The sequence below is a fragment of the Paenibacillus sp. FSL H8-0175 genome (assembly GCF_045040615.1).
GTDB lineage: Bacteria > Bacillota > Bacilli > Paenibacillales > Paenibacillaceae > Paenibacillus_AQ > Paenibacillus_AQ odorifer.
In genome coordinates this window covers 314,001-340,462 of record NZ_CP150299.1, presented here as the reverse complement: position 1 = coordinate 340,462, position 26,462 = coordinate 314,001, and the positions used below count along the sequence as shown (strand labels likewise).

Here is a 26,462-nt window from a genome sequence, read left to right as displayed (position 1 = left end):
GAGAACGACTGATGAATGCAACGATCGTACGCGTGGGCAAGCTGACCCGCCATCTATTTTTTACAGCTATTGCACTGATCATGGCCTTCCCCTTCTATTGGATGGTCACCAGCGCCTTAAAAACCAATGATGAAATCTGGCAGTCTCCGCCCACAATCTGGCCTAAGGATGCGCTGTGGAGTAATTTTTCAGCCGCCTGGCACGAAGCCCCTTTCTTCAGATATATGGGCAATAGCATATTTGTCGCTGTGTCGATTGTTATTCTGCAGGTCATAAATTCCGGGATGATGGCCTATGCGCTTACGCATATGAAATTCCGCTTCAGAGGGCTGTTCTCAGGCGTTATTCTTTTCGGCTATATGGTTCCAGCCACCGCTGTTTATCTTCCCGGATATTTGGTATTGTCCCAGCTCCATCTACTGGATTCATATGCCGGATTAATTCTATCCAACTGTGTAAGTGTCTTCTCCATCTTTCTAATTCGCCAAGCCTTCCTTCAGGTTCCCCATGAGCTGGTGGAGGCTGGAGAAGTGGACGGTTCCTCACATATGCGGATTCTGTGGACCATTCTTGTCCCCATTACACGTTCTTCCTTTGCTGTGCTAGCCCTGATCACCTTCATTGATCAGTACAATAACTATTTCTGGCCGATGCTGATCACCAAAGACCCGAATCTACAGCTAGTCTCGGCGGGTCTGCGTAGTTTCTTTACTCAAGGAGGTGCCTACGGATTAAAATGGCCGCTGATCATGGCCGCTAGCGCATTCACCATCGCCCCGTTGCTGCTAGTATTTCTACTAGCTCAGAAAACGATCATGCAAAGTGTCAATATGACCGCTGGTTCCAGCAAAGGATAAGCTAACAATTCTATTTTAATAAGAGGAGAATGATGATGAACGTATTGAAGAGACTGTCCACCCTGTCTTTGGTTGCCGGATTTACAATGTTAACAGCTTGCGGAGGAAATGCGAATACAGGCAATATTACAGCGGCGAATGGAGCTTCTTCCTCCCCCTCCACAGAGGCTGCACCCACACAAAATGCACCGGTAACGATTGAATTCTGGTATGGTCTCGGCGGCAAGCTTGGTGAGAATATGGAGGCCCTGATTCAGAAATTTAATACCTCTCAGCAAGAGGTCATCGTCAAAGGTATCGCGCAGGCAGACTACACGGAAACCGAACAGAAGCTGCAAGCAGCTATCGCTACAGGAAAAGTACCTGCGGCTGCTCTCTCCTCCAATGTAGATTGGGCCCGTAAAGGATATTTCGCTCCGATAGACGAGCTTATGGCACTGCAGCCAGATTTTAATAAAGAGGATTTTGTCCAAACCTTTCTAAATCAGGGCCAGGTTGATGGTAAGCAATACTTCCTGCCGATGTATGGAACAACGCAGGTCATGTACTACCACAAAGATGTTTTTGAGAAGAATGGAATTGATGCGAGCACATTAAAGACTTGGGAAGATCTGGCTGCCGCAGCTGCGAAAATGACAGTGAAGGACGGCGGCAAAACCACCTTTTATGGTTGGGAGCCTATGTGGGGTTCAGGGAACATGATTGATGCCGTACTCAGCAAAGGAGGCACTATCCTTAGTGAGGATGGAAAACAAGTTATGGTCGACTCTAAAGAGTGGATTGAAACCTGGGATTTGTTCCGCAAGTGGATTCACGAGGATAAGATCATGCGGATTCATTCCGGCGGTCAAGGCTGGGAGTATTGGTACAAGACGATTGACGATGTAATGAAGGGTCAAGCCGCAGGCTACACTGGCTCCAGCGGCGATCAGGGCGACTTGGACTTCAGCATTGTTTCGGCTATGGAGCAGCCAGGCTGGGCAGGGATCGGTGAGGGCAAACCCGTAGCCCAAGCCCTTATGGCCGGCATTCTATCCAAAGCCAGCGACAGTGAAAAGGAAGCAGCTATGAAATGGCTAACCTACTTCACGAATGCTGAGAATACTGCGTCCTGGTCCATTAATACGGGATATATTTCGGTGCGCCAATCCGCATTGCAAGACCCGGCGTTTGTGTCATTCAGCGAAAGCAATCCACAGATTAAGGTTCCATTGATGCAAGCTTCTCATGGTTCTGCACCTTTCCAAGACCCAACTGGCGGCAAAATTAACGATGCGTTGACAATCGCCGCAGATAAGGTGCAGATTGAGAATATCCCAGCAGCACAAGCACTTAAGGAAGCACAAGAAACGGCACAAGCAGCGCTTGATAAATTAAAATAAAGGGCGGTGGACTTCATGTCTGAGCTCATCACTCCACAAGGCAGATATGCTGTAGCAGCTATTCTATTCGATAAGGATGGTACGCTGCTCCAGTTCGTATCCCTCTGGGGCAGCTGGGGCGAATGTTTTTTAGAGAGATTCACGAAGTATATGAAGGAAAAAGGACTACAGATTGCAGAAGAGCAGCTCCCTGCATTAATGGGAACTGTACACAATGCCCAGGGGAGCATTACCGATTATGATCGCAACGGACCGCTGGCTATGGGGACTATGAGTGATCTTTATGCCATTCTGTCATGGCAGGGTTATCTGCAAGGTTTATCTTGGGCGGAGTCCATGGAGCTTGTCCATCAATGCCGTCTCGAAGCGGATGTTAGGTTAGAAGAGAAACGCCCCGTTCACTCCCTTCCGGGACTTCATCGTTTTCTTGATGAGTGTGTGAGTGCAGGCATTCCTCTCGCCGTGGTGACCGCAGATGAAACAGAGGCCGCAGACAAACATCTCCAATGGCTGGGCATACGGCATTATTTCTCCGAGGTAATTGGAACAGATCTTGTGGATCAGGGTAAACCTTTCCCCGACATGGTGCAGCTTGCCTGCAAAAGGTTAGCCGTGGAACCCGCGTACACAGCGGTTATCGGCGATACTAACGGGGATATGCGAATGGCTAAAGCAGCGGGTGTACAGGTAGCTATCGGCCTAGCAGAAAGCGACGGTACTAGTGCTTCAACACATATTCTCCCGGATGCAGATCTCATTGTACAATCTTATGCTGAGCTCAGAATTGAGGTTACTCCCCTGTGAGAATAGAAGGAATATGGGCATGGATGTTTCTGGCGCTGGCTATTGTGTTCGAACTCTCAGGGACCCTCTCAATGAAAATATCTCAAGGGTTCACCCAGCTCTGGCCTTCCGTGCTTATGTTCCTGTTCTATGGAGCCAGCTTCACCTCCCTGAATTATGCTCTCACCTCTATTAAGGTAGGCGTAGCTTATGCGATATGGTCAGGAGCGGGAATCATCCTGATTTCCTTCATAGGAACCCTGTTCTTTGAAGAAAAGCTAACCCTATCCTCACTACTTTGGATAGCCGTCATCATTGTCGGGATCATAGGACTGAATATTAGCGGCAAGACGCATTAGCGAACAGCAACAGTATTGGATAGGTTCATAGATGAAGGAGGATGCCCAAACATGAGTACGAACACATCACCTGAAGATAAACCAGTTATCACCTTTCAGATCATTACGGATACCCATGTCACTGCTGACCGCAATCATGAGTACAATCTTAACTTCGAGCTGGCTCTCCGTGATATAGCAGCGCATGGGGAAGGCAGCAGCGGGATTATGCATATCGGTGATGTCACAGACCACGGCTTCCCTGCTGAATACGAAGAAATGCTTCGTATCCTCAAACAATACAAAACCGAACTGCCCGGGATTACCTTTACCTTAGGCAATCATGATGTGGGCCTCGGAAATTGGGAATCACGTTTAGGAATGTATACGTCACAGACCGGAATGTCCGGACCCTATCATGATCACTGGGTCAATGGCTATCATTTTATTATGCTAGGGACAGAACAAGGATTGCCCAAATTCTGCGATCTTTCTTCTGAACAGCTTGATTGGCTGGAGCATAAGCTTGGAGAACAAGCTTCACCAGATCAGCCTATCTTTCTCTTCCTGCATCAACCGCTTAAAGACACCGTAGCCGGATCGCTGGAATCGCAAGATTGGTATGGTGTCACACAAGATAAGGAATTAAAAGAAATCCTGTCGAGATACCCTCAGACCTTGTTATTCACTGGACATACCCATTGGGAGCTGGAGGTAGACAACACTATGTTCCCTGGCGATGGAGAGATCGCAACGATGTTTAATGCTGCTTCTGTCGCCTATCTTTGGACTAATGAAGATAAACATAAAGAGGGCAGCCAAGGCTTCTATGTAGAAGTGTATAGCGATAAAGTGCTTGTCCGGGGCAGAGATTTTAAGACAGGAAGCTGGATTGAGGCTGCACAATATGAGGTAGCTTACCCAGCGGTAAACGTATATTAACGATAAGCATTTAAGCGAGAATTATAACAAAAAAACGATTGTGCACAGGGAGTCCTTCCCCGCAACAATCGTTTTTTACTGTAGCTATTCAGCTTAACGTCCAATCGGTGCAATCCGGTAGACAGCTGTATCTCCAACCGCTGCCTTCGTATCGCTCTCGATCTGCCAACCGAAGGATAACACAGAAGCCAAACGTTCCTTCTCGGCCAAGGTTAAAGCCACCTCAGCGGCTTCCTTACCTTCCTCAAGCTCCAGAGCCGCTTCTTTGCCCAGAGCTACCCATATCCAGCTGCGAATCCCACGAATCGTGTTGTATTTAATCTGATAGCCTGTCTTCACCGCTTGCCCGAACAACTCGGGCTGCTCTGACTGCAACGTAGTCAGCTGCTTATAATCAAATTGGTATTCGCTCTTGTCAACGGGCAAATCGCCCTCTGCCACTTTACGAAGAATATCCTCATCAGACCACCCCAAGGAGCGGAGTGATTCCACCAATAACGCATCCCACTGGGATAACTTTACCCGGTTTAAGTTCTCTGACATTCTGATCCCTCCCAATCTATATATAGAGTCTAATCATACCTTAAAATCATAAGCAACATAATGGCCCGTACTTACTTCCTGTAGTGTGGAAGTCTCAGCTCTGCCATACTCTTGCGAATATCCGTCTAAAATAATTCTCTGATTGGCCCGCCGGGGATCCGTCTCCAAGATGGAAGACAGCAGCGCTTTTGTATAAGGATGAATAGGATTCTCGTACAGCTCATCACTTTCGGCTACCTCTACTAGACGACCGCCATACATCACGCCGATCCGGTCAGAAATATGCCGTACCATCGACAGATCATGTGCGACAAAGAGATAGGTCAAGCCGAATTCGGACTGCAAATCCTCCAGCATGTTCACTACCTGAGCCTGGACAGACACGTCCAGCGCTGAGATCGGTTCATCACACACGACAAACTCAGGTCTTACGGACAATGCTCTGGCAATCGAAATCCGCTGGCGTTGGCCACCGCTGAATTCATGCGGGAAACGGTAGAGATGTTCTCTTTTTAAACCTACCTTTTCCAGCAATGCCGCAACAGCTTCTTTGCGTTCTTCACCTTCGTGGATGCCGTGGATTTTCATCGGCTCACTGATCAGATCAAGCACACTTAAGCTTGGATTAAGTGATGAATAGGGATCTTGGAAGATCGACTGAATGCGTCTGCGAAAAGGTTTTAGCTGCTTCTCTCCAAGCTTGCTCAGCGGCTGCCCGTCAAAAGACACTTCACCGTCTGTGTAGTCATATAAGCGCAGCAAGCAGCGTCCAACCGTGGACTTGCCGCTTCCCGACTCTCCAACCAGCCCAAAGGTCTCTCCCTGACGAATCTGAAAGCTTACGCCATCTACTGCCTTAAGCACCGATGTATCGCGTCCCCACATATCCTTGCCTTTGGAGAAATGTTTTTTGAGATTATTTACGTCCACTAGAATCTTATTGTCACTCAACCGAACCGCTCCCTTCAACGCCAGCTACAGCTGGAGTCTCCTGCACACCATCTGCTAACCAGCACATCGAACGGTGACCGGGCGATAATTCGATTACCGGAGGACGTTCGCTGCAACGGGTAAAAGCATTAGGGCAACGTTCCATAAAGGGACAGCCAGAAGGAGGATTCAACAAATCCGGAGGTGTGCCTTCGATTGGAATTAGACGTTCACGCGATTTGCCGTCACGTTTCGGAATGGAGCGAAGCAGACCTTTCGTGTAAGGATGCTGTGGGCGATAAAAAATATCCTCCACCGTACCTTCCTCCATCACTAGTCCACCATACATTACGATAACCCGTGTACATACCTGAGCCACCACACCCAAATCATGAGTGATCAGTGCTATAGCTGTACTGGTATTATTTTTTAGCTCTTTAAAAAGATCAAGAATTTGGGCCTGTATTGTTACATCAAGCGCAGTTGTCGGCTCATCCGCAATCAATAGCTCTGGCTGGCAGGAAAGCGCCATGGCGATCATAACCCGCTGCCGCATCCCGCCGCTGAATTCATGCGGATACTGCTGCAGCCGCTGCTCAGGATTATTAATGCCCACCTGCCGCAGGATACTTGCTGCCTCTTTAAACGCTGCTTCCTTATTTAAGCCGCGATGCCGCCGGATGACCTCCGTAAGCTGCTGGCCGATTTTTTTCACAGGATTAAGAGAAGTCATGGGGTCCTGAAACACCATCGCTATGCGGTTACCGCGCAGTTTTCTCCACTCTTTTTCCGAAAGGTTAGATAAATTGTCACCACGAAAATTAATATTTCCAGCGATAATTTTACCCGGAGGTGTAATCAACGACATAATCGCCTTCGCAGTTACACTTTTCCCACTTCCGGATTCACCAACAATCCCTACCGTTTCTCCAGCATCTATATGAAAGCTAACGCCACGAACTGCCTGATTCTCTCCATCCCGAGTTTGGAAGGAAACCTTCAAATTCTCAACAGACAATAGCCGTTCCGTCATGATGTCTTCACACTCCTATCTTCGGATCAGCTTCGGTTCAAAGCCAACCCGCAAAATATCGCCCAGAACATTAAAGCTCAGAACCGTTAATAGTATCAATAACCCCGGGAACAATGCCAAATAAGGTGCCTGAGCGATATATCCCTGCGCATTGTTAAGCATACTGCCCCAAGTGGCATTCGGAGGTTGTACCCCGAACCCAAGAAAGCTTAGGGACGACTCCATCATAATCGCGGAAGCGATATTATTCGTCGCACCTACAATCACAACAGGTACTAGCCCCGGAAGAATATGACGCCAAATAATTCCGAAGTTGCTCTGGCCGGAAGCTTTTGCATACAGTACATATTCCCGTTCTTTAATCGTCATCGTCTCCGCACGAATCACACGGGCAATGTTCATCCACATTAATAGAGCAATGATTAAAATGATGTTTCCTACACTCGGCTTCAAAAATACGCTGAGCAGCAGCAGCACAAGGAAAGATGGAATGGACATCACTACATCAAGCATCCGCATCAATAGATTATCAATCCATCCGCCAAAATATCCACTGATTACGCCCACCGTCACACCTATACCCGTGGCAATGATCATTGAAGCAAAACCAACTAGCAAAGATACCCGGCCACCATACAAAGCTCGGGCAAAATAATCCCGGCCGTAATCATCCGTACCAAACCAATGATCCGCCCCGGGTGCCTTCAAACGTGCCAAAACATCCATTGCATTCGGATCATGTCCGGATAAAAAAGCAAATATAGAGCCTAGTGTGAAGACGATTAAAGTAATGAGGGCTGCGACACCCAATTTATTCGTAAATAGCTCATCTCCAACACTTTTCCATTTACTGCGATTCATGAGGTCACCTCGTTAATTTAATTCGTGGGTCCACGAAGCTATATAGAATATCCGCGACCAGATTGCCGATGATCAGCATTAAAGAAGAGAACAAAGTTATTCCCATAATTACGGGATAATCCATCCCTTTAACCGCAGTCATCCCTAAAGAGCCAATACCCGGCCATGAAAATACCGTCTCCGTTACAATTGCACCCGCCACCAGATCACCCATCGACATCCCGAGCAATGTAATTACTGGCAACAGTACATGCTTTAGCACGTGACGGAACAGAATCGTTGTCTTGCTGGATCCAAAAGCATATTGAATCTGCACATATTCTTCTTTTAGCTGTCCAATCGTACTAGAGCGGATGTATCGTACGTAACCGGCCAGAAATCCAAACGCCAATACGGCGCAAGGCAAAATACCATGCTTCAATACATCAACCGCTGATTCCACACCAATGGTTCGCATCCCCATTATAGGCAGCAGGTGCAGCTTAATTGCGAATAAGTACATAAGTAAGATGGCCAGCCAAAATAAAGGCACTGAAATTCCGATATAGGATAAAAAATTAATTACTTTATCCACCCAGCGGTTCCGGTTAGCTCCAGCAAGCAGACCCATCGGGATCGCCAACAGAACGGCTAAGCCGATTGCACTGCCCATCAAACCTGCTGTTGCAGGTAAACGTTCTAGAATTTGCTCCAATACAGGCTGATGATTCACAAGGGAATAACCGAAGTTGCCCTGCAGTACTTCTTTGATCCATATAAAATATTGAATGTAGGCTGGCTTATCCAGCCCAAGGTTATGCCGGATGCGCTCAATATCATCCGCGTGCATATTCGGCGTAACGAAGGATAGTACCGGATCCCCCGGAGCCAGCTTAATCATCGCAAAGCACACAACCGAGACAAAAAACAGCATCGGCAGGGTTTGCAGTAATCTTCGGACGATAAGTTGTCTCATACGTATATTCTCCCAGTTCTATATCGGTAAAAAAATAAGCTGGATTGACCAGCTTATTTTTTCCCGTTCTTATTTAAGGTAGATTTTCGATAAATCTTCAAAAATAACGACAGGCTTCAAGACTGCTTCTTCTAGACCGCCGTAGTTCTTGGAGACAGCTACAATAGTCTTAGTATTAGCAATTGGATAAATCGGTGCATCGTCAGCAATGATCTCTTGGATCTTCTTATAGATCTCACCACGTTTAGTTGCATCTGCTTCTCCTGCACCATCATTGAACAACTTATCGACTTCAGCATTATTATAATGCGAGTAGTTAGAGTCTGCAGTAGAAGTATACAAAATTCTGTAAGCATCAGGATCGTAACCCATAATATAACCTGCAATCGCAAGTTCAAAATCTGTTGAATTCATATCACTGAACTTCTGGCCATATGCCGAGGCATCCATATTTTGCAGTTCAACTTCAGCGTCAATGGCCTTTAGCTTTTGCTGCACGTATAGTGAAATGGCTTCCTGAGCTTTATTACCGCTCGATACAATCAATCTCAATTTCAGATCGCTAACCCCTGCCGATTGCAGAAGCTCTTTGGCTTTTTCTACATCATTATCAAAAGAAGGTACGTCATTAGTATAGAACAATGCATCCGGAGTCAAAAAGGACTTCGCCGGGTCTGCATACTCGTTAGAAGTATAAGCAGCCTGAATGATTTCATCACGATTTAGGGCTAAAGACAAGGCTTGACGAACTTCTTTTTTAGCAAGAGCACCTCTATCACTGTTTGCATTGAACAACAGGTAGGACAATCGGCCTTCACTATAAGGCAGGATTTCGAAATTGTTCGAAGCCTCAATCGTTCCAACATCCTGTGGATCTAGATACTTAATGTTGATCTCACCATTCTGAAGTGCGAGATTCGCAGCATTCGTATCTTTAGCAATCCGGTACGTTATAGAATCAAGATGTGGTTTGCCGCCAAAGTAGTTATCAAATCTCTCGAGTGTAACATATTCGCCTGCTTTGTATTCTTTAAATTTAAATGGGCCAGATCCAACCGGAGCAGCATTCTTGGTGCTTTTCTCTAGATCCGTCTCATTCTCAAAAATATGCTTTGGAATCGGAAATACTTGCACTAGTGTAGCTTCAAAAGCTGGGCTGACCTGCGGAAGCTTGAACTCTACAGTCAGATCATCCACCTTAACTGCCTTAACGGGTTTATCACCGATGAATAAGTTCGCTCTCAGCATGCTGTTTTGCTTCTCATCGAGGATGCTATCAATCGTGAACACGACATCGTCAGCTGTAAGCTTTTCTCCGTCATGCCAAGTTAGTCCACTTTTCAGTTTCAATGTATAAGTCAGGTTATCTTCGGAAAGTGTCAGGCTGTCTGCCAAGTAGAAGGTCTTCTCTCCGTTATTCACTTGGAACAATGGCGCGTAGAGCGCTTGGTCAATCGTCAGACTGACACGATCACCTGCATAGTTCGGATTTAGAATGACAGGATCTGCAGCGACCCCAATAATTAAGTTGCCGCCATCTTTTGGTTCAGTGCTTGCTGTCGATCCTTCAGTAGCCGTAGGCGTCTGATTTGTATTTGTGGAAGCGGCGTTATTTCCCCCGGAGCACGCGCTAATCAAAAATGTTAACAAAACCAAAGTAATAACTCCAGATAATCCTCTACGCATAAGTTTCTCCCCCGTGTCTATATTGTCTTTGTTTGTTTTTATATTGTATATCGGGATACTAGGAATTACAATGGATAGCATTTCACATTAATGTAATATTGAGGGAACTGATAGTTTCGACCTTTTTCATGACATCCCCACGCCTTAAAGTATCCACAGGGTCCATACCTGAAATGACTCTTCCGAATACAGTATGCCAAGGGTCGCAATAATCAAACTCTGTTCAGCCACCAATATGAGCTTCAGTCTTCGCTTTCTCTTCCGGTGCAATCAATTTCCTCAGCATCCTCATTCAGCAGAGGTCGGTATTCACCCTTTCCATCATCCCAGAACACATCCGCACGAGGATTCATGGCCAGTAACAGATTGATTAACTACTGAACTTTTAGTGGTGATTTATCCATAGTCTCATTCCTGTGCTCATCTGGCTGCATTCTTATCTAATTATCCGGTAATTGTACAGCAGATTCATCAAAATTAATATATCTAAAAAGTTCAATTTATCCAACTCTCATTTCTCATTTACTATAAGAACTTTGCGAAATAAGGATTATTACTCTCTCACTGTAAATATATTGAGAACATACCTATACCTCTCGGAAGAAAGGGAGAGTCCCCCAAGGAGGCCGCAATGAATAAGACACGCGTATTAATCGGCAGCCCGATCCATCAAAAGCCCAATGTATTACGGGAATTTCTGAATTCCCTGCTGCGCTTGAATATCGAGCAAATCGAACTGGATTTCCATCTGATTGATGACAATGATGATGAGGAATCCAGCCGGCTGCTCCAGGAATTTAAAAGCAAGGGCGAGCATATTTTTATTCAAAGCTCCGGCTTTAACGATGCGTACATTCGCAATGATACGACTCACTATTGGAATTCTGATTTAGTCTGGAAAGTCGCCAACTTCAAAAACCTCATGATAAACCGAGCGCAAACCCTGAACTACGACTACCTGTTCCTGATCGACTCAGACCTCATCCTCCACCCCGATACGCTAAGTCATCTAATAGGGACGAACAAAGATATTATTTCAGAGGTATTTTGGACACAGTGGCAGCCAGATACCATGTTTCAGCCGCAGGTCTGGATGCATGACGAATATAATCAGTGGGAGATACTTCCCGGCGAAAAACTGCAACCCGAGGAGATCAACCGCAGATTTCATGAATTCATAGCCAAACTCCGCAATCCTGGAATCTATGAAGTGGGGGGTCTCGGCGCTTGTACATTGATTAGCCAGCATGCGATAAAAGCCGGGGTGAGCTACAATCAGATCCGGAACATATCATACTGGGGCGAGGATCGCCATTTCTGTATTCGTGCCGCGGCCCTTGGCATTCCGCTATTTGTTGACACCCATTATCCTGCCCTTCATTTGTACAGAGATAGTGATTTGAACAAGGTTGAAGATTTTATCAGAGAAACAAAAGGGGTAAAAGCTGAATCGGCACCCACACCCATCGAGGAAAATTCCAATGAGGTTGCAGCTGCTCCTATAACCAAAAAGCGTCCCAAGCTAACCCTTACCATGGTTGTAAAAAATGAAAGCGGGCGCTTCCTGCGACAGGTTCTGGAGGAACACCGCAAATATATCGATGAGGCTGTCATTATTGATGACGGCAGCACCGACAATACAGCAGCTGTCTGTCTGGAAGCACTTGAAGGCATTCCCGTTCGTCTCGTGCATAATACCGAATCCAAGTTCAGCAATGAAATTGAGCTGCGAAAACAGCAGTGGGAGGAAGTCCTAAAGACAAATCCCGAGTGGATTCTGAGTCTGGACGCGGATGAGATCTTTGAAGCCAGCTTTGCAGAAAATATAGATTCCTTGCTGTATGCAGATGGGGTCGATCTGTTCTGCTTCCGCCTTTACGATTTATGGAACGCGAACCATTACAGGGAGGATACCTACTGGCGCTCTCATCTGAACTACCGCCCTTTTTTGCTTCGCTATAAAGAAGACTTCAACTATGTATGGAATGAATCCCCACAGCACTGTGGGCGGTTCCCGGAAAATATTTTCGAGCTGTCTCATCAGCTAAGCAATCTGCGGCTCAAGCATCTCGGTTGGTCCAAAGCCGAGTTCCGGCTGGAAAAATATCTGCGTTATATGCTCCTCGACCCCGACGGCAAATACGGCTGGAAAGAGCAGTACATGTCCATTTTGGATGAACAGCCTCATCTAATCCCTTGGGTGGAATGAGGCTTACAATAAAAAGGGCGTTCACAAAACCATTAGGGTTTTGTGAACGCCCTTTTTTTATTCAGAACTCAATTCAGAACTCTCTGGTCCATCGACTTCTGGCTTCAGAATGGTTACTGTCAGCTCGTTGCCGGATTCATCCACCTGAATAACTGATCCCTCTGCGGCTTCACCAGCAATAATCGCACGCGCCACACGTGTCTCCAAGCTGCGCTGGATAAATCTTTTCAACGGTCTTGCCCCATACACAGGATCAAAACCTTCCTTAGCGATAAAACGCACCGCCGATTCAGTTAATGCCAGTCCGATCTCCCGTTCTGCCAGACGTAGACGCAATCCATCCACCAGTTTGTCCACAATTTTCTCGATCTCACCCAGTGTCAGCGGCTTGAACATTACAATGTCATCCACCCGGTTCAGGAACTCTGGACGGAAATGACCACTCAGTTCCTTCATCACTCTATCCTTGGCAGCTTCCGTGAGCTGACCGTTTTCATCGGTGCCTTGAATCAGATGGGGTGAACCGATATTGGAAGTCATAATGATGATTGTATTCTTGAAGTCAACCAATCGGCCCTGTGAATCAGTCAGCCGTCCATCATCAAGCAGCTGCAACAGAATGTTAAACACATCGGGATGCGCCTTCTCCACTTCATCGAGCAGCACTACAGTATAAGGCTGACGCCGCACAGCTTCCGTAAGCTGCCCGCCTTCCTCATATCCAACATATCCTGGAGGTGCACCGACTAGGCGGGAGACACTATGCTTTTCCATATACTCCGACATATCTATACGGATCATGCCATCTTCGCGGTCAAAAAGAGATACCGCAAGCGACTTAGCGAGCTCAGTCTTCCCTACACCCGTCGGGCCAAGGAACAGGAATGAGCCAATCGGGCGATTCGGATCTTTGATTCCCGCTCTTGCCCGAAGCACTGCATCGGCCACCAAGCTGACAGCTTCGTCTTGGCCCACTACCCGTTCATGCAGCGTATCCTCCAGACGCAGGAGCTTATCCCGCTCACCTTCTACCAGTCGGCTAACCGGAACGCCGGTCCAGCGGGAGACAATATCTGCAATTTCCTCTTCAGTAACAGCCTCCCGTAGCAATCTTGTATCCTGGTCTTGCTGTGCCGCTTCTTCCGCTGTTTTCAGCTGACGCTCCAGATCAGGAATAATGCCGTAGCTCAGTTCGGCTGACTTATTAAGATCATATTCCTCCTGTGCATCGACCAGATCCTTACGTGCTTGCTCCAGCCGTTTTTTGAGGTCGCGAATCCCTTGGATGGCCGACTTCTCTTTCTCCCAGCGCGCCGTCATTCCTAGCTGCTTCTCCTTCAGGTCAGCGAGCTCGCGCTGCAATATTTCGAGACGGCGTTTGCTGGCGTCATCGGTTTCTTTTTTTAGCGCTGCTTCTTCAATCTCCATCTGCATCAGGCGGCGGGTCACTTCATCCATCTCACCCGGCATGGAGTCTATCTCTGTGCGGATCATGGCGCAAGCCTCGTCCACTAGGTCAATCGCCTTATCCGGTAAAAATCGATCCGTAATATAACGATTGGACAATACCCCTGCGGCTACCAGTGCGCTGTCATGGATTTTGACCCCGTGGTGAACTTCAAACCGCTCCTTCAGACCACGCAAAATGGAGATCGTATCCTCTACATCGGGTTCGCTCACGAGCACCTGTTGGAAACGGCGCTCCAGCGCAGGGTCCTTCTCTATATATTTGCGATATTCATCGAGCGTTGTGGCACCGATACAGTGCAGCTCACCCCGGGCCAACATCGGCTTCAGCATATTGCCCGCATCCATCGAGCCTTCGGTTTTACCTGCGCCCACAATCGTATGCAGCTCATCAATAAAAAGAATAATGCGGCCGTTACTTTCGCGAACCTCCCTCAATACCGCCTGCAGGCGTTCTTCGAATTCACCACGGAACTTCGCGCCTGCCACAAGTGAACTCATATCCAGTGAAAAAATCGTCTTATCCTTCAGCCCCTCTGGTACGTCTTTGCGCACGATCCGGTGGGCCAAGCCTTCCACAATGGCTGTTTTCCCTACACCTGGTTCACCGATCAGCACAGGGTTATTTTTCGTTTTACGGGACAAAATCCGGATTACCCGGCGGATCTCGCCATCACGACCAATGACTGGATCAATCTTGCCCGCGCGAACCTCTGCTACAAGATCACGGCCGTATTTCTCCAGCACCTCATAAGTAGCTTCTGGCTCCCGGCTGGTTACCCGCTGATGTCCACGAATCTCAGCAAGCACCGACATCAGCTTTTCACGAGTCAGCCCACGGCGGACAAAGAGATCCCTTAGCTCACGATTCTCCCCGCTCGAATCTGACACCATGGCCAGCACCGCATGCTCCACAGAAACAAACTCATCCTGCATCTTCGCCGCTTCCTTCTCCGCCTGCTCCAGCAGATGAATCAGCGATTGTGAGGCGTAACGCCTTACCGTGCTTGCTCCTGACCCGCTGATGCTCGGCTTGCGTTGAAGCAGTTCATCTGTGCTGCGCATCAGCTCAGCCACAGGGATATTCATCTTTTGCAGCAATCTTGGCAGCAATCCTTCTTGCTGCTGGAGCAACGCTTTTAACAGATGGAGATTATCGATCTCCTGATGACCGCTGTCTGATGCCAGCGACTGCGCCGCAGCTACTGCTTCCTGCAGCTTTTGAGTTAATTTATTGAAATCCATAGCTCTCTCACCTTTCTATTTAGGAGTGATTATATTAAATCGGCCTTTTGGGCCGGGGATAGGTTAACTTAGCGGGATTTATCCCGCTTATTTCGAGTAACTGGCTGGTTTGCGCTCATTCTGCGGGATTTTTACCGTTCTTTTCGAGTAACTAGCTGGTTTGCACTCATTCTGCGGGATTTTTGCCGCTCTTTTCGAGTAACTAGCTGATTTGCACTCATTCTGCGGGATTTTTACCGTTCTTTTCGAGTAACTAGTTGGCTTGCGCTCATTCTACGGGATTTTTACCGTTCTTTTCGACCTACGAGCCCCATTCGGCACTTTCGAAGACACTTTTGCTTCTCTTTTCGACCAACGATCTCCATCCGGCACTTTCTAAGGCATTTTTGCTTCTTTTTTCGCACATCGAGCCAATTTCGGCGCTTTCTAAGGCACTTTTGCTTCTCTTTTCGCAGATCGAGCCTATTTCAGCGCTTTCTAAGGCACTTTTGCTTCTCTTTTCGCACATCGAGCCTCATTCAGCGCATTCTACGGGATTTTTGCCGCTCTTTTCGACCACTGAGCCCTCTCCAGCACTCTCTAAGGCATTTTTGCTTCTTTTTTCGCACATCGAGCCTAATTCGGCACTTTCGAAGGCACTTTTGCCTTTCTTTTCGACCAACGAGCTTAATTCAGCGCTTTCTAAGGCATTTTTGCCTTTCTTTTCGACCATCGATCCCAGTTTGGCACTTTCGAAAGCACTTTTGACTCTCTTTTGACTCTCTTTTCCCACCATAGTGCCGACTTTCACCGTTTGAGCGAAACGTTCATTTATAGTTAGTGGCTAAATAAGTTACTGTTCTGCAACTAGCATTCAAATCACCTTATTCACCAACCAGAGTTGATCACAAACGAGTGTAATTACCTCACCTCTACCTCTTCTACCTATCTATTAATTACCCACTTTCGCCTTCTGCCGCTGGGTGCCAGTGCTTTGACGTTTAGCTCTGGCTTCGAAAGGGCTGGAGTCTGCCAGCTTTCGGTAGAGATTTTTCTCCGCTTCGCTGATAGGTTCAGGGATAACAATCTCAATTCCAAATAAAATATCGCCGTTCGCACCATTCTCACGTTTTAAGCCCTTGCCGGGGATACGTAGCGTTTTGCCGCTCTGAATTCCTGCTGGAATCTTCAATTTCACGGCTCCGCCCCCCGGTAATGGAACCTTCACTTCTCCACCCAATACCGCTTGCCAAGGAGCGATTTCAACCATGCCATATAAGTCGCCATCGCGAATCTCATAAATATCATGAGGAAGAATATGAAGTGCCAGCAGCACGTCGCCACCCGGAGTGTTTCCCGCGATTTTAATAATTGTACCCTCATAGGATCTAGGCGGAATGTTCACATCCACCGTTTTGTCACTGACCTGTACTCTTACAGTGGCACCTTTATAAGCCTGCTCCAAGGTAATATCCAGCTGCGCCTGCATGGTACTACGGGCCTCGCCCCACGGATTGCCATTCGCACGCCCCATTCCACTTCCCGAGAAAAAATCAAAGCCAGCCCGATCCGCCGAGCCCCGATTCCCAAAAAACATCCCGAATAAATCTTCCTCCGAAATACCAGAACCTCCTGTTGAATAAGTTCCACCGTTCCAGCTTCCACTTCCACCAAAGTTTGAATCCCAAGAGGAGGCTCCACTCGCCGCCCCTCCACTAGCTCTGCCACGTTGAGCTCCATAAAGCAGCTCTTCATCATAGAGTTTCCGTTTATCCTCATTACCAAGCACTTCATAGGCTTCAGCTGCTTCTTTGAATTTCGCCTCTGCCTCAGGGGCTTTGTTAACATCGGGATGCCACTTCTTGGCAAGCTTCTGATAAGCCTTTTTAATTTCCTGTTTAGTAGCTTTTTTGCTCACACCCAAAGCATCATAATAGCTTTTACTAGCCACTCGCGCTTCCTCCTTTCCATCCCTATTCTCATATTGACCACCATTGCACTCCGAGAAAAGACGCACCATAGCCGGAATCCTCCACTACAATGCGCCTTCTATTCATAACACTATATTAAAAGCCCGTTGCCATCTCTAAAAGACTGAGCGGAAGTTCATTCCGCTTAATTTATGCTTATTCAGACTGCGAACCCGTAGAATTAGAATCTCCGTCTTGAATCTCGATGCGTTTACCTTGCATTTTTTGCCGTTTGGGAACTTCCAGCTTCAGCACTCCATCTTTCAAAGACGCGCGAATTTCTTCCTCGGCAATATCTTGAACATAGAATCTGCGCACATATTCACCATATCGACGTTCTCTGCGTACAATCTGATGTTCACTGTTCTCCTCGGCATTTTCTTCCGTACGTACCGCTTTAATCGTCAAATAAGGACTGGCATAATCAATGTCGATTTCTTCTTTTTTCAAACCAGGAAGTTCAGCTTCAATCAGGTAAGCCTGCTCACTCTCACGAATATCTGTTCTGAAGGACATCGTGGAGCTCTTAATCGGTGCAAAAAAATCATCATTAAAAACATCATTCAAGGACTTAGCCAGCACACCAAAAGCATCATCTCTACGTTTACCAAAAGGAACCATATCAAACATTATCCATTCTCCTCTCATTGACTTTGACTTTATTTGACCTATAACCTTATTATAGTCCCCTACCCGAGGAATAACAAAACCGATTTAAGCCGATTATCGCTCAAATTCAGGCGAATTAGCTGATTTTCCACAACAAAATTAGTTCTTTTTATTTATTTGACCAATTTTGACCTTTGTTTGATCTTTCGTAAATGACACCTATATAATCATGATCCAACTTGCAGTACGATTATTATATGTTCAGACCTTCCATTCAATACAAGCCATTAGCTTCTAATCATCTTCACGCCAGCTTTTAAACAGAGTTTTCTTACGATCTATCAAAATTTAACGATTTAAAGATGAAGCCAGCAGAAGTGATATAATGAAGACAACTAAAGACCATTTTCGTTACAGGAGACCAATTGTATGCAACCAACCTATCCTATGGATGATACGCAGTGGAGTAAGCTCATCCAAAATGTCGCCTATTATTTCGATGATCTTACCCTCAAGCGGGGGTTCCAATATTATAAACAAAATCGAGTGCAGCCGTTTACCATGACGGAGCCTCGTAAGATTAACGCTCTAGTTGAAGGTAGAGAGGATTACCGCGTCACCATTGATCTCGACGGCTTCACCAATTGTCATTGTAATTGTCCAGTATCAGGTCATTGCAAGCATATGGCTGCCGTGCTGTTGAATTATGCCGAACAGCAGAATAGATCTGTACAGGTTTTGGCTAACGCTAAAGCTGCATCCTTTTTGCCTAAAATATCAAGTACAGCAACAAGTACTTCTATTGGAGCCGATGCAACTCGTCAGCAGCAAATGAAAGAGATGGCCAACCGCATCGCTAGCGGAAAAATAATGGAGTGGCGGGAGTATTTTGAATTCTGTATCTCCCCTCTAGCCCATACTACCCGAAATCCTGAATATGTGAGTCGGGCCTTGTCTGCAATTAATAAATTCAAACCAAAAATGCTTCCGGAAACGGAGAAGCTGTTCACTCTGCATGCTCATCTTTATCTGTTGGAAAAGCTCGCTAAGCCTTCCACGCAATCCGTCGGTCAGGCCGCTTACGCCCCTTCTCTTGGTTATTACACACAGGTAGCAGTCTCAGAGCTACAGGAAGTAATCACAGGTCTTTTAAAAAAGACACTTCCGCTGTCCCCCGAGCAAGAGCAGGATCTATGGCCATACGTCATCGATACTCTATCTTATCTGCGGCGCGAGATGTTGACGGAGTCACGGGATCGCTCACGGGATCAACCCTCTTTTTCTCTTAGTTATGATCTGCTGTGGAGAAATTGGATTTATCCGAATACAGGTGGAACTAAGCTTTACCTGAATGAAATCGAACAGCTGCAGCAAGCAGAAGGTGAATTAGGCGCTTCCCTGTCACAACATGCTTGGCTGTTAGCTCAGAGCCGCATGTATTACTATCTGATGGATGACCAGAAGGCTTGGGACTTACTAAATAAGGTTGCCGAGCGCCCGGGTCTCCATCCCGATGAGCTCATGAGCTTCACCTCTCCGCTGCTGGATGCAGGGAACTGGTCCCGGTTGGTGGGTTGGCTTGTTCAGATCGGTCCACTGCTGAGCAGCAGACTCTATAATCTCAATAGCTATTCAACCAGTTGGGAAGAAGCTATTCGCCACCTGCCTGAAGCTGAGCCACAAATGTGGGATACACTAGCCACCATGTTACCTATCTCTGGCGAAGTCTATGAAGAGAAGCTAATCACCTATGAGAAATGGCAGACCTGGATGGATTATCAGCTGTCCATCGGTAAACAGCCCTCCGAATTTCGTGTCAAAGACCTCCAACCGGTGGAAAAGAATGCACCTGAGGTTCTGCTGCCCTTTTACCATCAGGCCGCCGAAAGATTCGTGCTGGATAAGAACAGACATAGCTACAAAGCGGCTGTGAAATTATTGAAACGATTATCCAAGCTGTATAAAAAGCTGAAACAAGAAGAACGCTGGGAAGAGTTCCTCACTGCCTTCGCCATTAGGCATAGCAGGCTCCGTGCGCTGCAAGAGGAGCTTCGGAAAGGAAAGCTAATACCATGAACATGCATTTACGCACGCTAACCATCCGGCTTGCATTAAGCCAGTATGGCGATGCTTTAATATTTGGAATGAATGAGCGCGAAGATCTCGTGCCGGGCTTGCAGCTTAAGCAGCGGCTTTTCGCCTGGCATGAGGCGTCTTTTTATGGTACGGAGTTAACCGTGCAGCCAGCTGGCGAAGGCGTGGAGCTAGTGATTCTTCCTGCTGAGCAGGTCATCCCCTTCTTTGCCGAGCAGAAGCTTTTGGCGCATATCGAATGGAGCTGGGAGGGCGATGCCGCCCACCTCACAGAACTGGCGCCACTTCTGGCTATATGTCTGGAGCACAAACAGTATATTCCCGACATCTCCGCCTACCGCGCCGGGAGGCTGCAATGGACTTGGGACGAGGGGGCTCTTGCGCAGGTGGCAGTGGACAGTGACACTGCTAAGGGAGCCCTTGAGGCGCTAAATGGCGGCAGCGAATTTAGCCGTGGATTACGTGCGGCGTTCTCTGCCGCCGTATCGCAGCGCTATTACAGCACGGAGGCCGAGGCCGGCGACCTCCGCAGCGAATTCCCGCTTCTCTTCGATAGAAGCGGAGCACTTGCAGCGGGCATGGATACCGCTGCGTGGCTTATCGCCATTGGCTGGAAGGCGGACACCGCGCCTTTCCGGCCCGCTCTACAGCTGCTGGAGCCCGATGAGGATGAATCCTATTGGCGGCTGCAGCTGATCCTTCAGGACAAGCGCGATGAATCCGCGCTTGTTCCCATCAGGCTCGCCGATAACGGCGAGCCGTACGGCTTGTGGCCGACCGCGTGGTCGGCTCACGTGCATGAACGGGCCGCGGGATGGCTGGAGCGCCTCCGCGGCAGTCTGCCGCCCGAGCGCTTCGCGGCGGGCGGCGATGTGCTGGCCGAACCGCTGAGCGATGCCATCGCCTGGCGGTTCTTGACGGCCGAGAGCCAGCGGCTACTGGAAGCTGGCTGGCAAGTGCTGTTGCCGGCGTGGTGGGAAGCCGCCAGCCGGAAAAAGCCGCGCCTGCGCGCAAAAATCAGCTCCGGCGAAGACAAACGCAGCGGTGGCGAGTCGCTGTTTGGTCTCGATTCGATCATCGATTTCGATTGGCGAATCTCCATCGGCGATGCGGATCTCACTGAAGCCGAATTTGCCGAGCTGGTCGCAAGAGGGGAACGGCTCGTCCGCTTCAAGGGCAAATGGGTCTCACTCGATCCGGCTCTGCTGGCGCAAATCCAAAGAGCCATGGCGGGAATGGACAAGTCGCAAGGCTTGTCCTTCCAAGACGTGCTTCAGCTCCACTTACTAGGAGCTGGTGAAGAGGCAGACGCTGAAGCTACGGAAGAGCAGCTGCAAGAAGATGCCGCGCGTCTGCGTCTGGAGGTAGAGCTGAACGAGCATTTGATCAGCCTTATCGATCAGCTGGGCCAGCGCTCAGAATGGCCTAAGCCGCCCGTACCCGCAGGCCTTAAAGCGGAGCTGCGCACCTATCAGCATGAAGGATTCGCCTGGCTGACCTTTCTGCGCCGCTTTGGGCTGGGGGCCTGTCTAGCCGATGATATGGGACTAGGCAAAACAGTACAGCTCATCGCCTATCTGCTACACATCCAAGAGAACACGGATGCAAGCTCAGCCCGGCGGCAGACCGACCCACCAGGCTGGCCTTCATTGATCATCTGCCCGACCTCTGTGTTAGGCAATTGGCAGAAGGAGCTGCAACGCTTCGCGCCTTCGTTGAATGTTATGCTTCATTACGGAAGCCGCCGTCTGGACGCGGGATTCTTCTATGGCGCAGCTTCGCAAGCCGATGTGGTACTGACCTCTTATGCAACTGCTGCGCTTGACCAAGAGCTGCTGAAGGAATTCACTTGGGCGACGATCTGCCTGGATGAAGCTCAAAATATCAAAAATGCCCAAACCAAACAATCCGCAGCTGTACGTAGTTTTCCAGCTCTACACCGGGTCGCCTTAACAGGGACGCCGATAGAGAACAGATTATCCGAGCTGTGGTCCATTTATGATTTTATAACCCCAGGTTATCTGGGCAGCGCCAAGTCTTTTAATGACCGATTCACGAATGCTATTGAGAAGGAACGCGACGCGAAACGTACAGCGGACCTACAAAATCTAGTGAAACCTTTCATGCTGCGCCGCAAGAAAAAAGACCCTAATATACAGCTCGATCTACCTGATAAAAATGAAATGAAAACCTATGTTCATCTGACAGCCGAACAAGCGGCGCTTTACGATCAAACCGTAAACGGACTGTTGGAACGGATGAAGAAGCTGGAAGGCATTGAGCGCAAAGGGGCAATTCTCGGGGCTCTGACCGGGCTTAAGCAGCTATGCGATCACCCGATGCTTGTGACAAAAGAAGCTATCCCTGAGCTTGATACGGACAATAAACTGGATACCAGCTTTCTTATTAACCGTTCCTCCAAACTCGAAAGACTGCTGGACATGGTTAAGGAGCTGCGCGCGGAAGACGAGCGCTGCCTGATTTTCACTCAATATGTGGGTATGGGAAAAATGCTTCAGGCGGTTCTCCAGCAGGAGCTGGGCGAACCCGTCCTTTATTTGAACGGAAGCACCTCCAAACAGGCGCGCGACCGCATGATCGAGCGGTTTCAGACACCAGCCCCTTCGGCGGAAGATGGGTCTACACGCCCAGACACACCGCCGTCTGATCAGCCGAATGTATTCATCCTTTCACTCAAGGCTGGGGGAGTTGGCCTGAACTTAACTGCAGCCAATCACGTATTCCACTTCGACCGCTGGTGGAATCCAGCGGTCGAGAATCAAGCAACTGACCGCGCTTACCGCATGGGCCAGACTCGTGATGTGCAGGTGCATAAATTCATCGCCCTGGGCACACTCGAAGAACGGATTGATGAGATGCTGGAGAATAAACAGCAGCTCAGCGATAATGTGATCTCCAGCTCGGAAGGCTGGATTACCGAGCTGTCCACTGAGGCTCTGAAAGATCTCTTTACCTTGCGTAGAGACTTAAATGACTAGCAAAAAGGAACATTCGCGTAAATGCGAATGTTCCTTTTTCTCAAGAATAATTACCATTGCTCGGACATTTTAAAGGTGACTGCGAGATCGTCCCCGCCCGAGAGGGAGTTTACCACCAATGTGACCGGTTCATCATGGAACTCGTATGAGAGTCGCTCATTAAGCAAATTAACCGCCAGATTCGCATACGCACCAGAAATCCCTGATCCTGTACCTTGCATAATAACTTTTCCACCCGTGACCGTAGTGCAGGTGTAGTTCACCAGCAGTGCCGTGTCCGTGACAGGAATAGCCGTAGTCGGTGTAGGATAATTCTCGAAGGTCCCATCAAGGGTCCCGCCTGCAACGACCATATAACGCACAGGTCTTTTGGACATAACATCTAAAGCTGCCGGTCGAATCTCAGCCGCAAGACCTTGTGGAATAGCAAAGCCAGGACGTCTCATAAAGCTGATCGCTGCGAAGTCAGTCGATGTAACGGTCACGTTATCACGTATTTCCGAGGTTATTCGGCTCACTTGAAACACTTCAAGATCAACGGCCGTCCATACACCGTCCACATCAACAAGGAAAACCTGAATCTTCATCTGCTCCTGCGAATATACAAAATTAAATTGGAATAAATCCTCTACCATGACATAGGTCTTGCTTAAGGTCTCCTGATATTGCAGCTCAAATAACTCTTCAACAAAAATGGCCTGGGGACTGACACTATTGGATAAGCCCGTAATATAACAAAACGCGCCAGCCGATCCATTGTTGACAACTTTGATCACTACTTGATCTATTGGCCGAGTACCGTCGACTGGTAAATTAATAATGGTGTTTGTGGACAGAACAGGCAATGTCATCACACCTCCTATATATCAATTCATATATGATATGTAAACATTGTTTAGAATTATTGGGTGTAATTAAAATCCAAGAGATGTTCCAGAGCATAAATAGAGATTTGCCACTAAATAACGAATGTGGTAAACTCGATTTAACTTTTTATGAACGGAGGGTTACGTGTGATAGACTTTATCCGAGTTAGAACTTTGCGCGGCTAATTGAATAGCGCTAAAGCTCTGCCCATGTGCAGAGGACTCAGGATTGGTCTACCCATTTTTAAAGGTAACCCGATAATTTAACAACAGCGTGTAGGGGGGATTCTCTTCACCTCCATTCCTTTAAGAATTGAACATCCATAGAAGCCGATTAGCCAACTGCTGCTCGCAAGGGATCAAAGTGTCTCTTCCCTGCGACTGGACTGTTGTTTAATTCATTCTACCTATGGAAGGCCCTAACTCTGACGTCCTCTAACGAACCGTAAGCACAGGCAGATTGCCTGTGTTTTTTTGCGTTTATTATTTACTATTGGAGGATGAATAAATATATGGAACAAATACGAGAAAAAGCAATTATAGTCGGTGTCCAGCTTCAGAACGAAACGAATTTCGCCTATTCGATGGAAGAGCTGAGCAATCTGGCAGCTGCCTGTGACCTTGAAGTCGTAGGAGAGCTTAGTCAAAAGGCAAGTCGAATTAACCCCTCCCATTATATCGGGACAGGTAAAATCGAGGAATTATCGGCACTTTTAGAAGCACACGATGCTCCTATTGTTATTTTTAACGACGAACTGTCACCTTCACAGATCCGCAATTTGGAGTCCGCACTGGACCGTCAGGTCATTGACCGGACCATTCTGATCTTGAATATTTTTGCGGAAAGAGCGAAGACCAAGGAAGCACAGCTGCAAGTTGAAGTAGCCAAGCTGCAATATATGCTGCCGCGCCTCACAGGTCTTCGTGAGTCGCTGGGCAGACAAGGTGGCGGAGCTGGACTTAAAAACAGAGGTGCTGGTGAAACCAAGCTAGAGCTGGACCGCAGAAGAATTGAAGAGCGGATCACTGCTTTACAGGTTGAACTGCAACAACAAGTAGCAAGACGCCAAATCCAGCGGAAACAACGGCATAAAAATGAAGTTCCCGTCGTCTGCCTTGTAGGCTATACGAACACCGGAAAATCCAGCTTAATGAATGTCATGGTAGAGACTTACCATCCAGGTTCCCATAAACAAGTATTCGCCAAGGATATGCTGTTCGCTACACTAGAGACATCGGTTCGCAGCATTGAGCTGCCTGATCACAAAACCTTTTTATTAACAGATACTGTCGGATTCGTCAGCCAGCTTCCCCATCATCTGGTCAAAGCGTTCCGCTCCACTCTTGAAGAGGTTACCGAAGCGGACTTATTGATTCACGTAGTCGATATTTCCGATCCGCAGCATCAACAGCATATGGCGGTTACAGATGAGACGCTCAAAGCACTTGGCGCTGACCAGCTTCCAACGATTTATGCCTATAATAAAGCTGATCTGACTGATTTGCCTTACCCGCAAATTGAAGGTGACAACGTCTACCTTTCCGCCAAGCAAAATAGCGGAATGGCTGAACTTACCGCTCTGATCCGCAGCCATGTTTTTACGGACTATGTCCAGTGTGAGATTCTGGTTCCATTTGATCGGGGTAATGTAGTCTCTTATTTCAATGAACATGCCCATGTTCAATCTACTAGCTATGAAGAAACAGGCACACGCCTTGAGCTGGAATGCAGAAAATCTGATTTTGAGAAATTCCGCAACGATTTTATTGAGCTATAACAAATTAGAAACGACGTGGTAATCCTTAATTAAAAAAGAGGGATAGAGTTTTCAGAGTTATCTGAAGCTCTATCCCTTTCCTTTGTGAATAAAAAAATGAACAATACAAAAGAGCCCCCTCTTTGCATTGCTCAGTAAGTATAAAATAGGCAGACGCTAGATCTTATAAATATAGTTTCTAGAGCCTATCCTTGAACATACAGTGTATCGGAAGCTTCTATTGTTGGCTGCCGGTAAAACCGTTCCTGCAGATAACCGCTGTAAGTAATTAAAGTCTGGATGCACCGATTCATCCGTTAAATAGGCCGAGATATCACTCCCATATACTCTTTCCTGATTCAGAGAGTCTATGATGATCTCTCCAGTAGTAATCCCTATGCCATGGCCGTAGAACAGATCATTTTCGAGTTTAATTGCATTCTCGCCCTGCCATTCTGGCTTGCTCGGAGCATGATCGGGATTCTTGAAATATACAACGTCTCCCCGCTGCGTTAGTTCCTTGTTGTAGTTTGTAATTAAGCGTAGATTCTCATCGTAATTCCAGTCCCATAAGAACAAATCCTTGAAATACTGATTAAACGCTTCCTCACCTATAGCTTCAATCGTCGCCCGATACATAACAATGACCATGGCTGTCGCGCATTCAAAGGCATATAAATGACCATTCCGAAAAATATCTTTAATCCCCACTGTGGGTTCCACGCCAGCGTTCAGTTGAAGCCCACCAATCTCTGTACGTGTCCAAAACTGCGGATTGCAGCGGGAATCATCAAATGTTGCAAAATCCACTCCACTTTCATTTAAAGCTTCAGCCGATTCCACGATGCTTTCTCTCATTTTGCGCTCAAAGTCAAGGGCATCGGGTGAACGAACTTCCTTCACCATGCTTAGTCCCTCCAATGTTATAGGTTCTAAATATAGGTTATTGTACGTGTT

At 47.6% G+C, this 26,462-nt stretch carries 21 protein-coding genes and 1 pseudogene; 9 read left to right on the top strand and 13 right to left on the bottom strand.

Annotated features, from left to right (window positions below; translation table 11 throughout):
* The first annotated feature begins 11 nt into the window (after nucleotides 1–11).
* Genes MHH46_RS01540 through MHH46_RS01520 form a run of 5 tightly spaced genes read left to right on the top strand, consistent with a single transcriptional unit; the run spans nucleotide 12 to nucleotide 4,302 of the window.
* The gene (locus tag MHH46_RS01540; protein ID WP_076127021.1) at nucleotides 12–857 is read left to right on the top strand and encodes a carbohydrate ABC transporter permease; all 846 of its coding nucleotides are present in this window, start codon (nucleotides 12–14) and stop codon (nucleotides 855–857) included.
* Nucleotides 858–892: 35 nt separating this feature from the next.
* On the top strand, nucleotides 893–2,239 hold the full coding sequence (locus tag MHH46_RS01535) for an ABC transporter substrate-binding protein (RefSeq protein WP_081387856.1): 1,347 nt from the start codon (nucleotides 893–895) through the stop codon (nucleotides 2,237–2,239).
* A 15-nt stretch (nucleotides 2,240–2,254) separates the two neighbouring features.
* The gene (locus MHH46_RS01530; RefSeq protein WP_076192524.1) at nucleotides 2,255–3,043 is read left to right on the top strand and encodes an HAD family phosphatase; all 789 of its coding nucleotides are present in this window, start codon (nucleotides 2,255–2,257) and stop codon (nucleotides 3,041–3,043) included.
* Nucleotides 3,040–3,381, top strand: coding sequence for a multidrug efflux SMR transporter (locus tag MHH46_RS01525; RefSeq protein WP_248549163.1), 342 nt, complete (start codon nucleotides 3,040–3,042; stop codon nucleotides 3,379–3,381). The genes MHH46_RS01530 and MHH46_RS01525 overlap by 4 nt, the downstream gene beginning before the upstream one ends.
* Before the next feature lie 51 nt (nucleotides 3,382–3,432).
* Nucleotides 3,433–4,302, top strand: a complete 870-nt coding sequence (locus MHH46_RS01520) for a metallophosphoesterase (protein WP_076192526.1) — start codon at nucleotides 3,433–3,435, stop codon at nucleotides 4,300–4,302.
* 93 nt (nucleotides 4,303–4,395) lie between these two features.
* On the opposite strand, the gene MHH46_RS01515 is transcribed toward MHH46_RS01520, so the two are convergent.
* The 7 genes and pseudogenes from MHH46_RS01515 to MHH46_RS01485 all read right to left on the bottom strand — a co-directional run.
* A complete protein-coding gene (locus MHH46_RS01515; protein WP_076192528.1) occupies nucleotides 4,396–4,845 on the bottom strand; it encodes a hypothetical protein in 450 nt (149 codons plus the stop codon).
* A gap of 33 nt (nucleotides 4,846–4,878) precedes the next feature.
* Nucleotides 4,879–5,796, bottom strand: coding sequence for an ABC transporter ATP-binding protein (locus MHH46_RS01510; protein ID WP_305954156.1), 918 nt, complete (start codon nucleotides 5,794–5,796; stop codon nucleotides 4,879–4,881).
* Nucleotides 5,789–6,808, bottom strand: a complete 1,020-nt coding sequence (locus MHH46_RS01505) for an ABC transporter ATP-binding protein (RefSeq protein WP_076192532.1) — start codon at nucleotides 6,806–6,808, stop codon at nucleotides 5,789–5,791. The genes MHH46_RS01510 and MHH46_RS01505 overlap by 8 nt, the downstream gene beginning before the upstream one ends.
* A gap of 15 nt (nucleotides 6,809–6,823) precedes the next feature.
* The gene (locus MHH46_RS01500) at nucleotides 6,824–7,669 is read right to left on the bottom strand and encodes an ABC transporter permease (protein ID WP_036687295.1); all 846 of its coding nucleotides are present in this window, start codon (nucleotides 7,667–7,669) and stop codon (nucleotides 6,824–6,826) included.
* A gap of 4 nt (nucleotides 7,670–7,673) precedes the next feature.
* Nucleotides 7,674–8,624 carry an ABC transporter permease gene (locus MHH46_RS01495; protein ID WP_076127007.1) on the bottom strand — a complete coding sequence of 317 codons (951 nt, stop codon included), beginning with the start codon at nucleotides 8,622–8,624 and terminating at the stop codon, nucleotides 7,674–7,676.
* A gap of 69 nt (nucleotides 8,625–8,693) precedes the next feature.
* Nucleotides 8,694–10,310, bottom strand: coding sequence for an ABC transporter substrate-binding protein (locus tag MHH46_RS01490; protein ID WP_076192534.1), 1,617 nt, complete (start codon nucleotides 10,308–10,310; stop codon nucleotides 8,694–8,696).
* 82 nt (nucleotides 10,311–10,392) lie between these two features.
* Nucleotides 10,393–10,506, bottom strand: a pseudogene (locus tag MHH46_RS01485) (peptidylprolyl isomerase); the annotation flags it as partial.
* A 435-nt stretch (nucleotides 10,507–10,941) separates the two neighbouring features.
* Here MHH46_RS01485 and MHH46_RS01480 point away from each other — a divergent pair.
* Nucleotides 10,942–12,519: a glycosyltransferase family 2 protein gene (locus MHH46_RS01480; RefSeq protein WP_076192536.1), complete on the top strand. Its 1,578-nt coding sequence runs from the start codon at nucleotides 10,942–10,944 to the stop codon at nucleotides 12,517–12,519.
* A 57-nt stretch (nucleotides 12,520–12,576) separates the two neighbouring features.
* Here MHH46_RS01480 and clpB read toward each other — a convergent pair whose 3' ends face one another.
* The 4 genes from clpB to MHH46_RS01460 form a co-directional block, all read right to left on the bottom strand.
* The gene (clpB, locus tag MHH46_RS01475; RefSeq protein WP_076192539.1) at nucleotides 12,577–15,231 is read right to left on the bottom strand and encodes an ATP-dependent chaperone ClpB; all 2,655 of its coding nucleotides are present in this window, start codon (nucleotides 15,229–15,231) and stop codon (nucleotides 12,577–12,579) included.
* A 514-nt stretch (nucleotides 15,232–15,745) separates the two neighbouring features.
* Nucleotides 15,746–16,021, bottom strand: a complete 276-nt coding sequence (locus MHH46_RS01470; protein ID WP_405132553.1) for a hypothetical protein — start codon at nucleotides 16,019–16,021, stop codon at nucleotides 15,746–15,748.
* A 141-nt stretch (nucleotides 16,022–16,162) separates the two neighbouring features.
* Nucleotides 16,163–17,161 (bottom strand): DnaJ C-terminal domain-containing protein, encoded by a 999-nt coding sequence (locus tag MHH46_RS01465; RefSeq protein ID WP_179086297.1) that lies wholly within the window; start codon nucleotides 17,159–17,161, stop codon nucleotides 16,163–16,165.
* Nucleotides 17,162–17,336: 175 nt separating this feature from the next.
* Entirely contained in the window at nucleotides 17,337–17,810 is a 474-nt protein-coding gene (locus tag MHH46_RS01460; protein WP_076192547.1) for an Hsp20/alpha crystallin family protein, read from the bottom strand.
* Nucleotides 17,811–18,218: 408 nt separating this feature from the next.
* On the opposite strand from MHH46_RS01460, the gene MHH46_RS01455 reads away from it, so the two are divergent.
* Together MHH46_RS01455 and MHH46_RS01450 are read left to right on the top strand one after the other, a co-directional pair.
* A complete protein-coding gene (locus tag MHH46_RS01455; RefSeq protein ID WP_076192549.1) occupies nucleotides 18,219–19,865 on the top strand; it encodes an SWIM zinc finger domain-containing protein in 1,647 nt (548 codons plus the stop codon).
* Nucleotides 19,862–22,882, top strand: a complete 3,021-nt coding sequence (locus MHH46_RS01450) for a DEAD/DEAH box helicase (protein WP_076192551.1) — start codon at nucleotides 19,862–19,864, stop codon at nucleotides 22,880–22,882. Before MHH46_RS01455 ends, MHH46_RS01450 begins: the two co-directional genes overlap by 4 nt.
* Nucleotides 22,883–22,932: 50 nt before the next feature.
* Here the strand turns inward: MHH46_RS01450 and MHH46_RS01445 are convergent, their stop codons facing one another.
* Nucleotides 22,933–23,733: a hypothetical protein gene (locus tag MHH46_RS01445; protein ID WP_076186200.1), complete on the bottom strand. Its 801-nt coding sequence runs from the start codon at nucleotides 23,731–23,733 to the stop codon at nucleotides 22,933–22,935.
* 527 nt (nucleotides 23,734–24,260) lie between these two features.
* Between MHH46_RS01445 and hflX the strand changes: the two genes are divergently transcribed.
* Nucleotides 24,261–25,526: a GTPase HflX gene (hflX, locus tag MHH46_RS01440; RefSeq protein ID WP_076192553.1), complete on the top strand. Its 1,266-nt coding sequence runs from the start codon at nucleotides 24,261–24,263 to the stop codon at nucleotides 25,524–25,526.
* Nucleotides 25,527–25,682: 156 nt separating this feature from the next.
* Here hflX and MHH46_RS01435 read toward each other — a convergent pair whose 3' ends face one another.
* Nucleotides 25,683–26,411, bottom strand: coding sequence for a protein-glutamine gamma-glutamyltransferase (locus tag MHH46_RS01435; protein ID WP_076192555.1), 729 nt, complete (start codon nucleotides 26,409–26,411; stop codon nucleotides 25,683–25,685).
* Nucleotides 26,412–26,462: the final 51 nt, after the last annotated feature.

Bases quoted from the DNA above. Each gene is read 5' to 3' on its own strand.
- MHH46_RS01540 (WP_076127021.1), top strand. From the start codon at position 12: ATGAATGCAACGATCGTACGCGTGGGCAAGCTGACCCGCCATCTATTT.
- MHH46_RS01535 (WP_081387856.1), top strand. From the start codon at position 893: ATGAACGTATTGAAGAGACTGTCCACCCTGTCTTTGGTTGCCGGATTT.
- MHH46_RS01530 (WP_076192524.1), top strand. From the start codon at position 2,255: ATGTCTGAGCTCATCACTCCACAAGGCAGATATGCTGTAGCAGCTATT.
- MHH46_RS01520 (WP_076192526.1), top strand. From the start codon at position 3,433: ATGAGTACGAACACATCACCTGAAGATAAACCAGTTATCACCTTTCAG.
- MHH46_RS01515 (WP_076192528.1), bottom strand. From the start codon at position 4,845: ATGTCAGAGAACTTAAACCGGGTAAAGTTATCCCAGTGGGATGCGTTA.
- MHH46_RS01505 (WP_076192532.1), bottom strand. From the start codon at position 6,808: ATGACGGAACGGCTATTGTCTGTTGAGAATTTGAAGGTTTCCTTCCAA.
- MHH46_RS01500 (WP_036687295.1), bottom strand. From the start codon at position 7,669: ATGAATCGCAGTAAATGGAAAAGTGTTGGAGATGAGCTATTTACGAAT.
- MHH46_RS01495 (WP_076127007.1), bottom strand. From the start codon at position 8,624: ATGAGACAACTTATCGTCCGAAGATTACTGCAAACCCTGCCGATGCTG.
- MHH46_RS01490 (WP_076192534.1), bottom strand. From the start codon at position 10,310: ATGCGTAGAGGATTATCTGGAGTTATTACTTTGGTTTTGTTAACATTT.
- MHH46_RS01480 (WP_076192536.1), top strand. From the start codon at position 10,942: ATGAATAAGACACGCGTATTAATCGGCAGCCCGATCCATCAAAAGCCC.
- clpB (WP_076192539.1), bottom strand. From the start codon at position 15,231: ATGGATTTCAATAAATTAACTCAAAAGCTGCAGGAAGCAGTAGCTGCG.
- MHH46_RS01460 (WP_076192547.1), bottom strand. From the start codon at position 17,810: ATGTTTGATATGGTTCCTTTTGGTAAACGTAGAGATGATGCTTTTGGT.
- MHH46_RS01455 (WP_076192549.1), top strand. From the start codon at position 18,219: ATGCAACCAACCTATCCTATGGATGATACGCAGTGGAGTAAGCTCATC.
- MHH46_RS01450 (WP_076192551.1), top strand. From the start codon at position 19,862: ATGAACATGCATTTACGCACGCTAACCATCCGGCTTGCATTAAGCCAG.
- MHH46_RS01445 (WP_076186200.1), bottom strand. From the start codon at position 23,733: ATGACATTGCCTGTTCTGTCCACAAACACCATTATTAATTTACCAGTC.
- hflX (WP_076192553.1), top strand. From the start codon at position 24,261: ATGGAACAAATACGAGAAAAAGCAATTATAGTCGGTGTCCAGCTTCAG.
- MHH46_RS01435 (WP_076192555.1), bottom strand. From the start codon at position 26,411: ATGGTGAAGGAAGTTCGTTCACCCGATGCCCTTGACTTTGAGCGCAAA.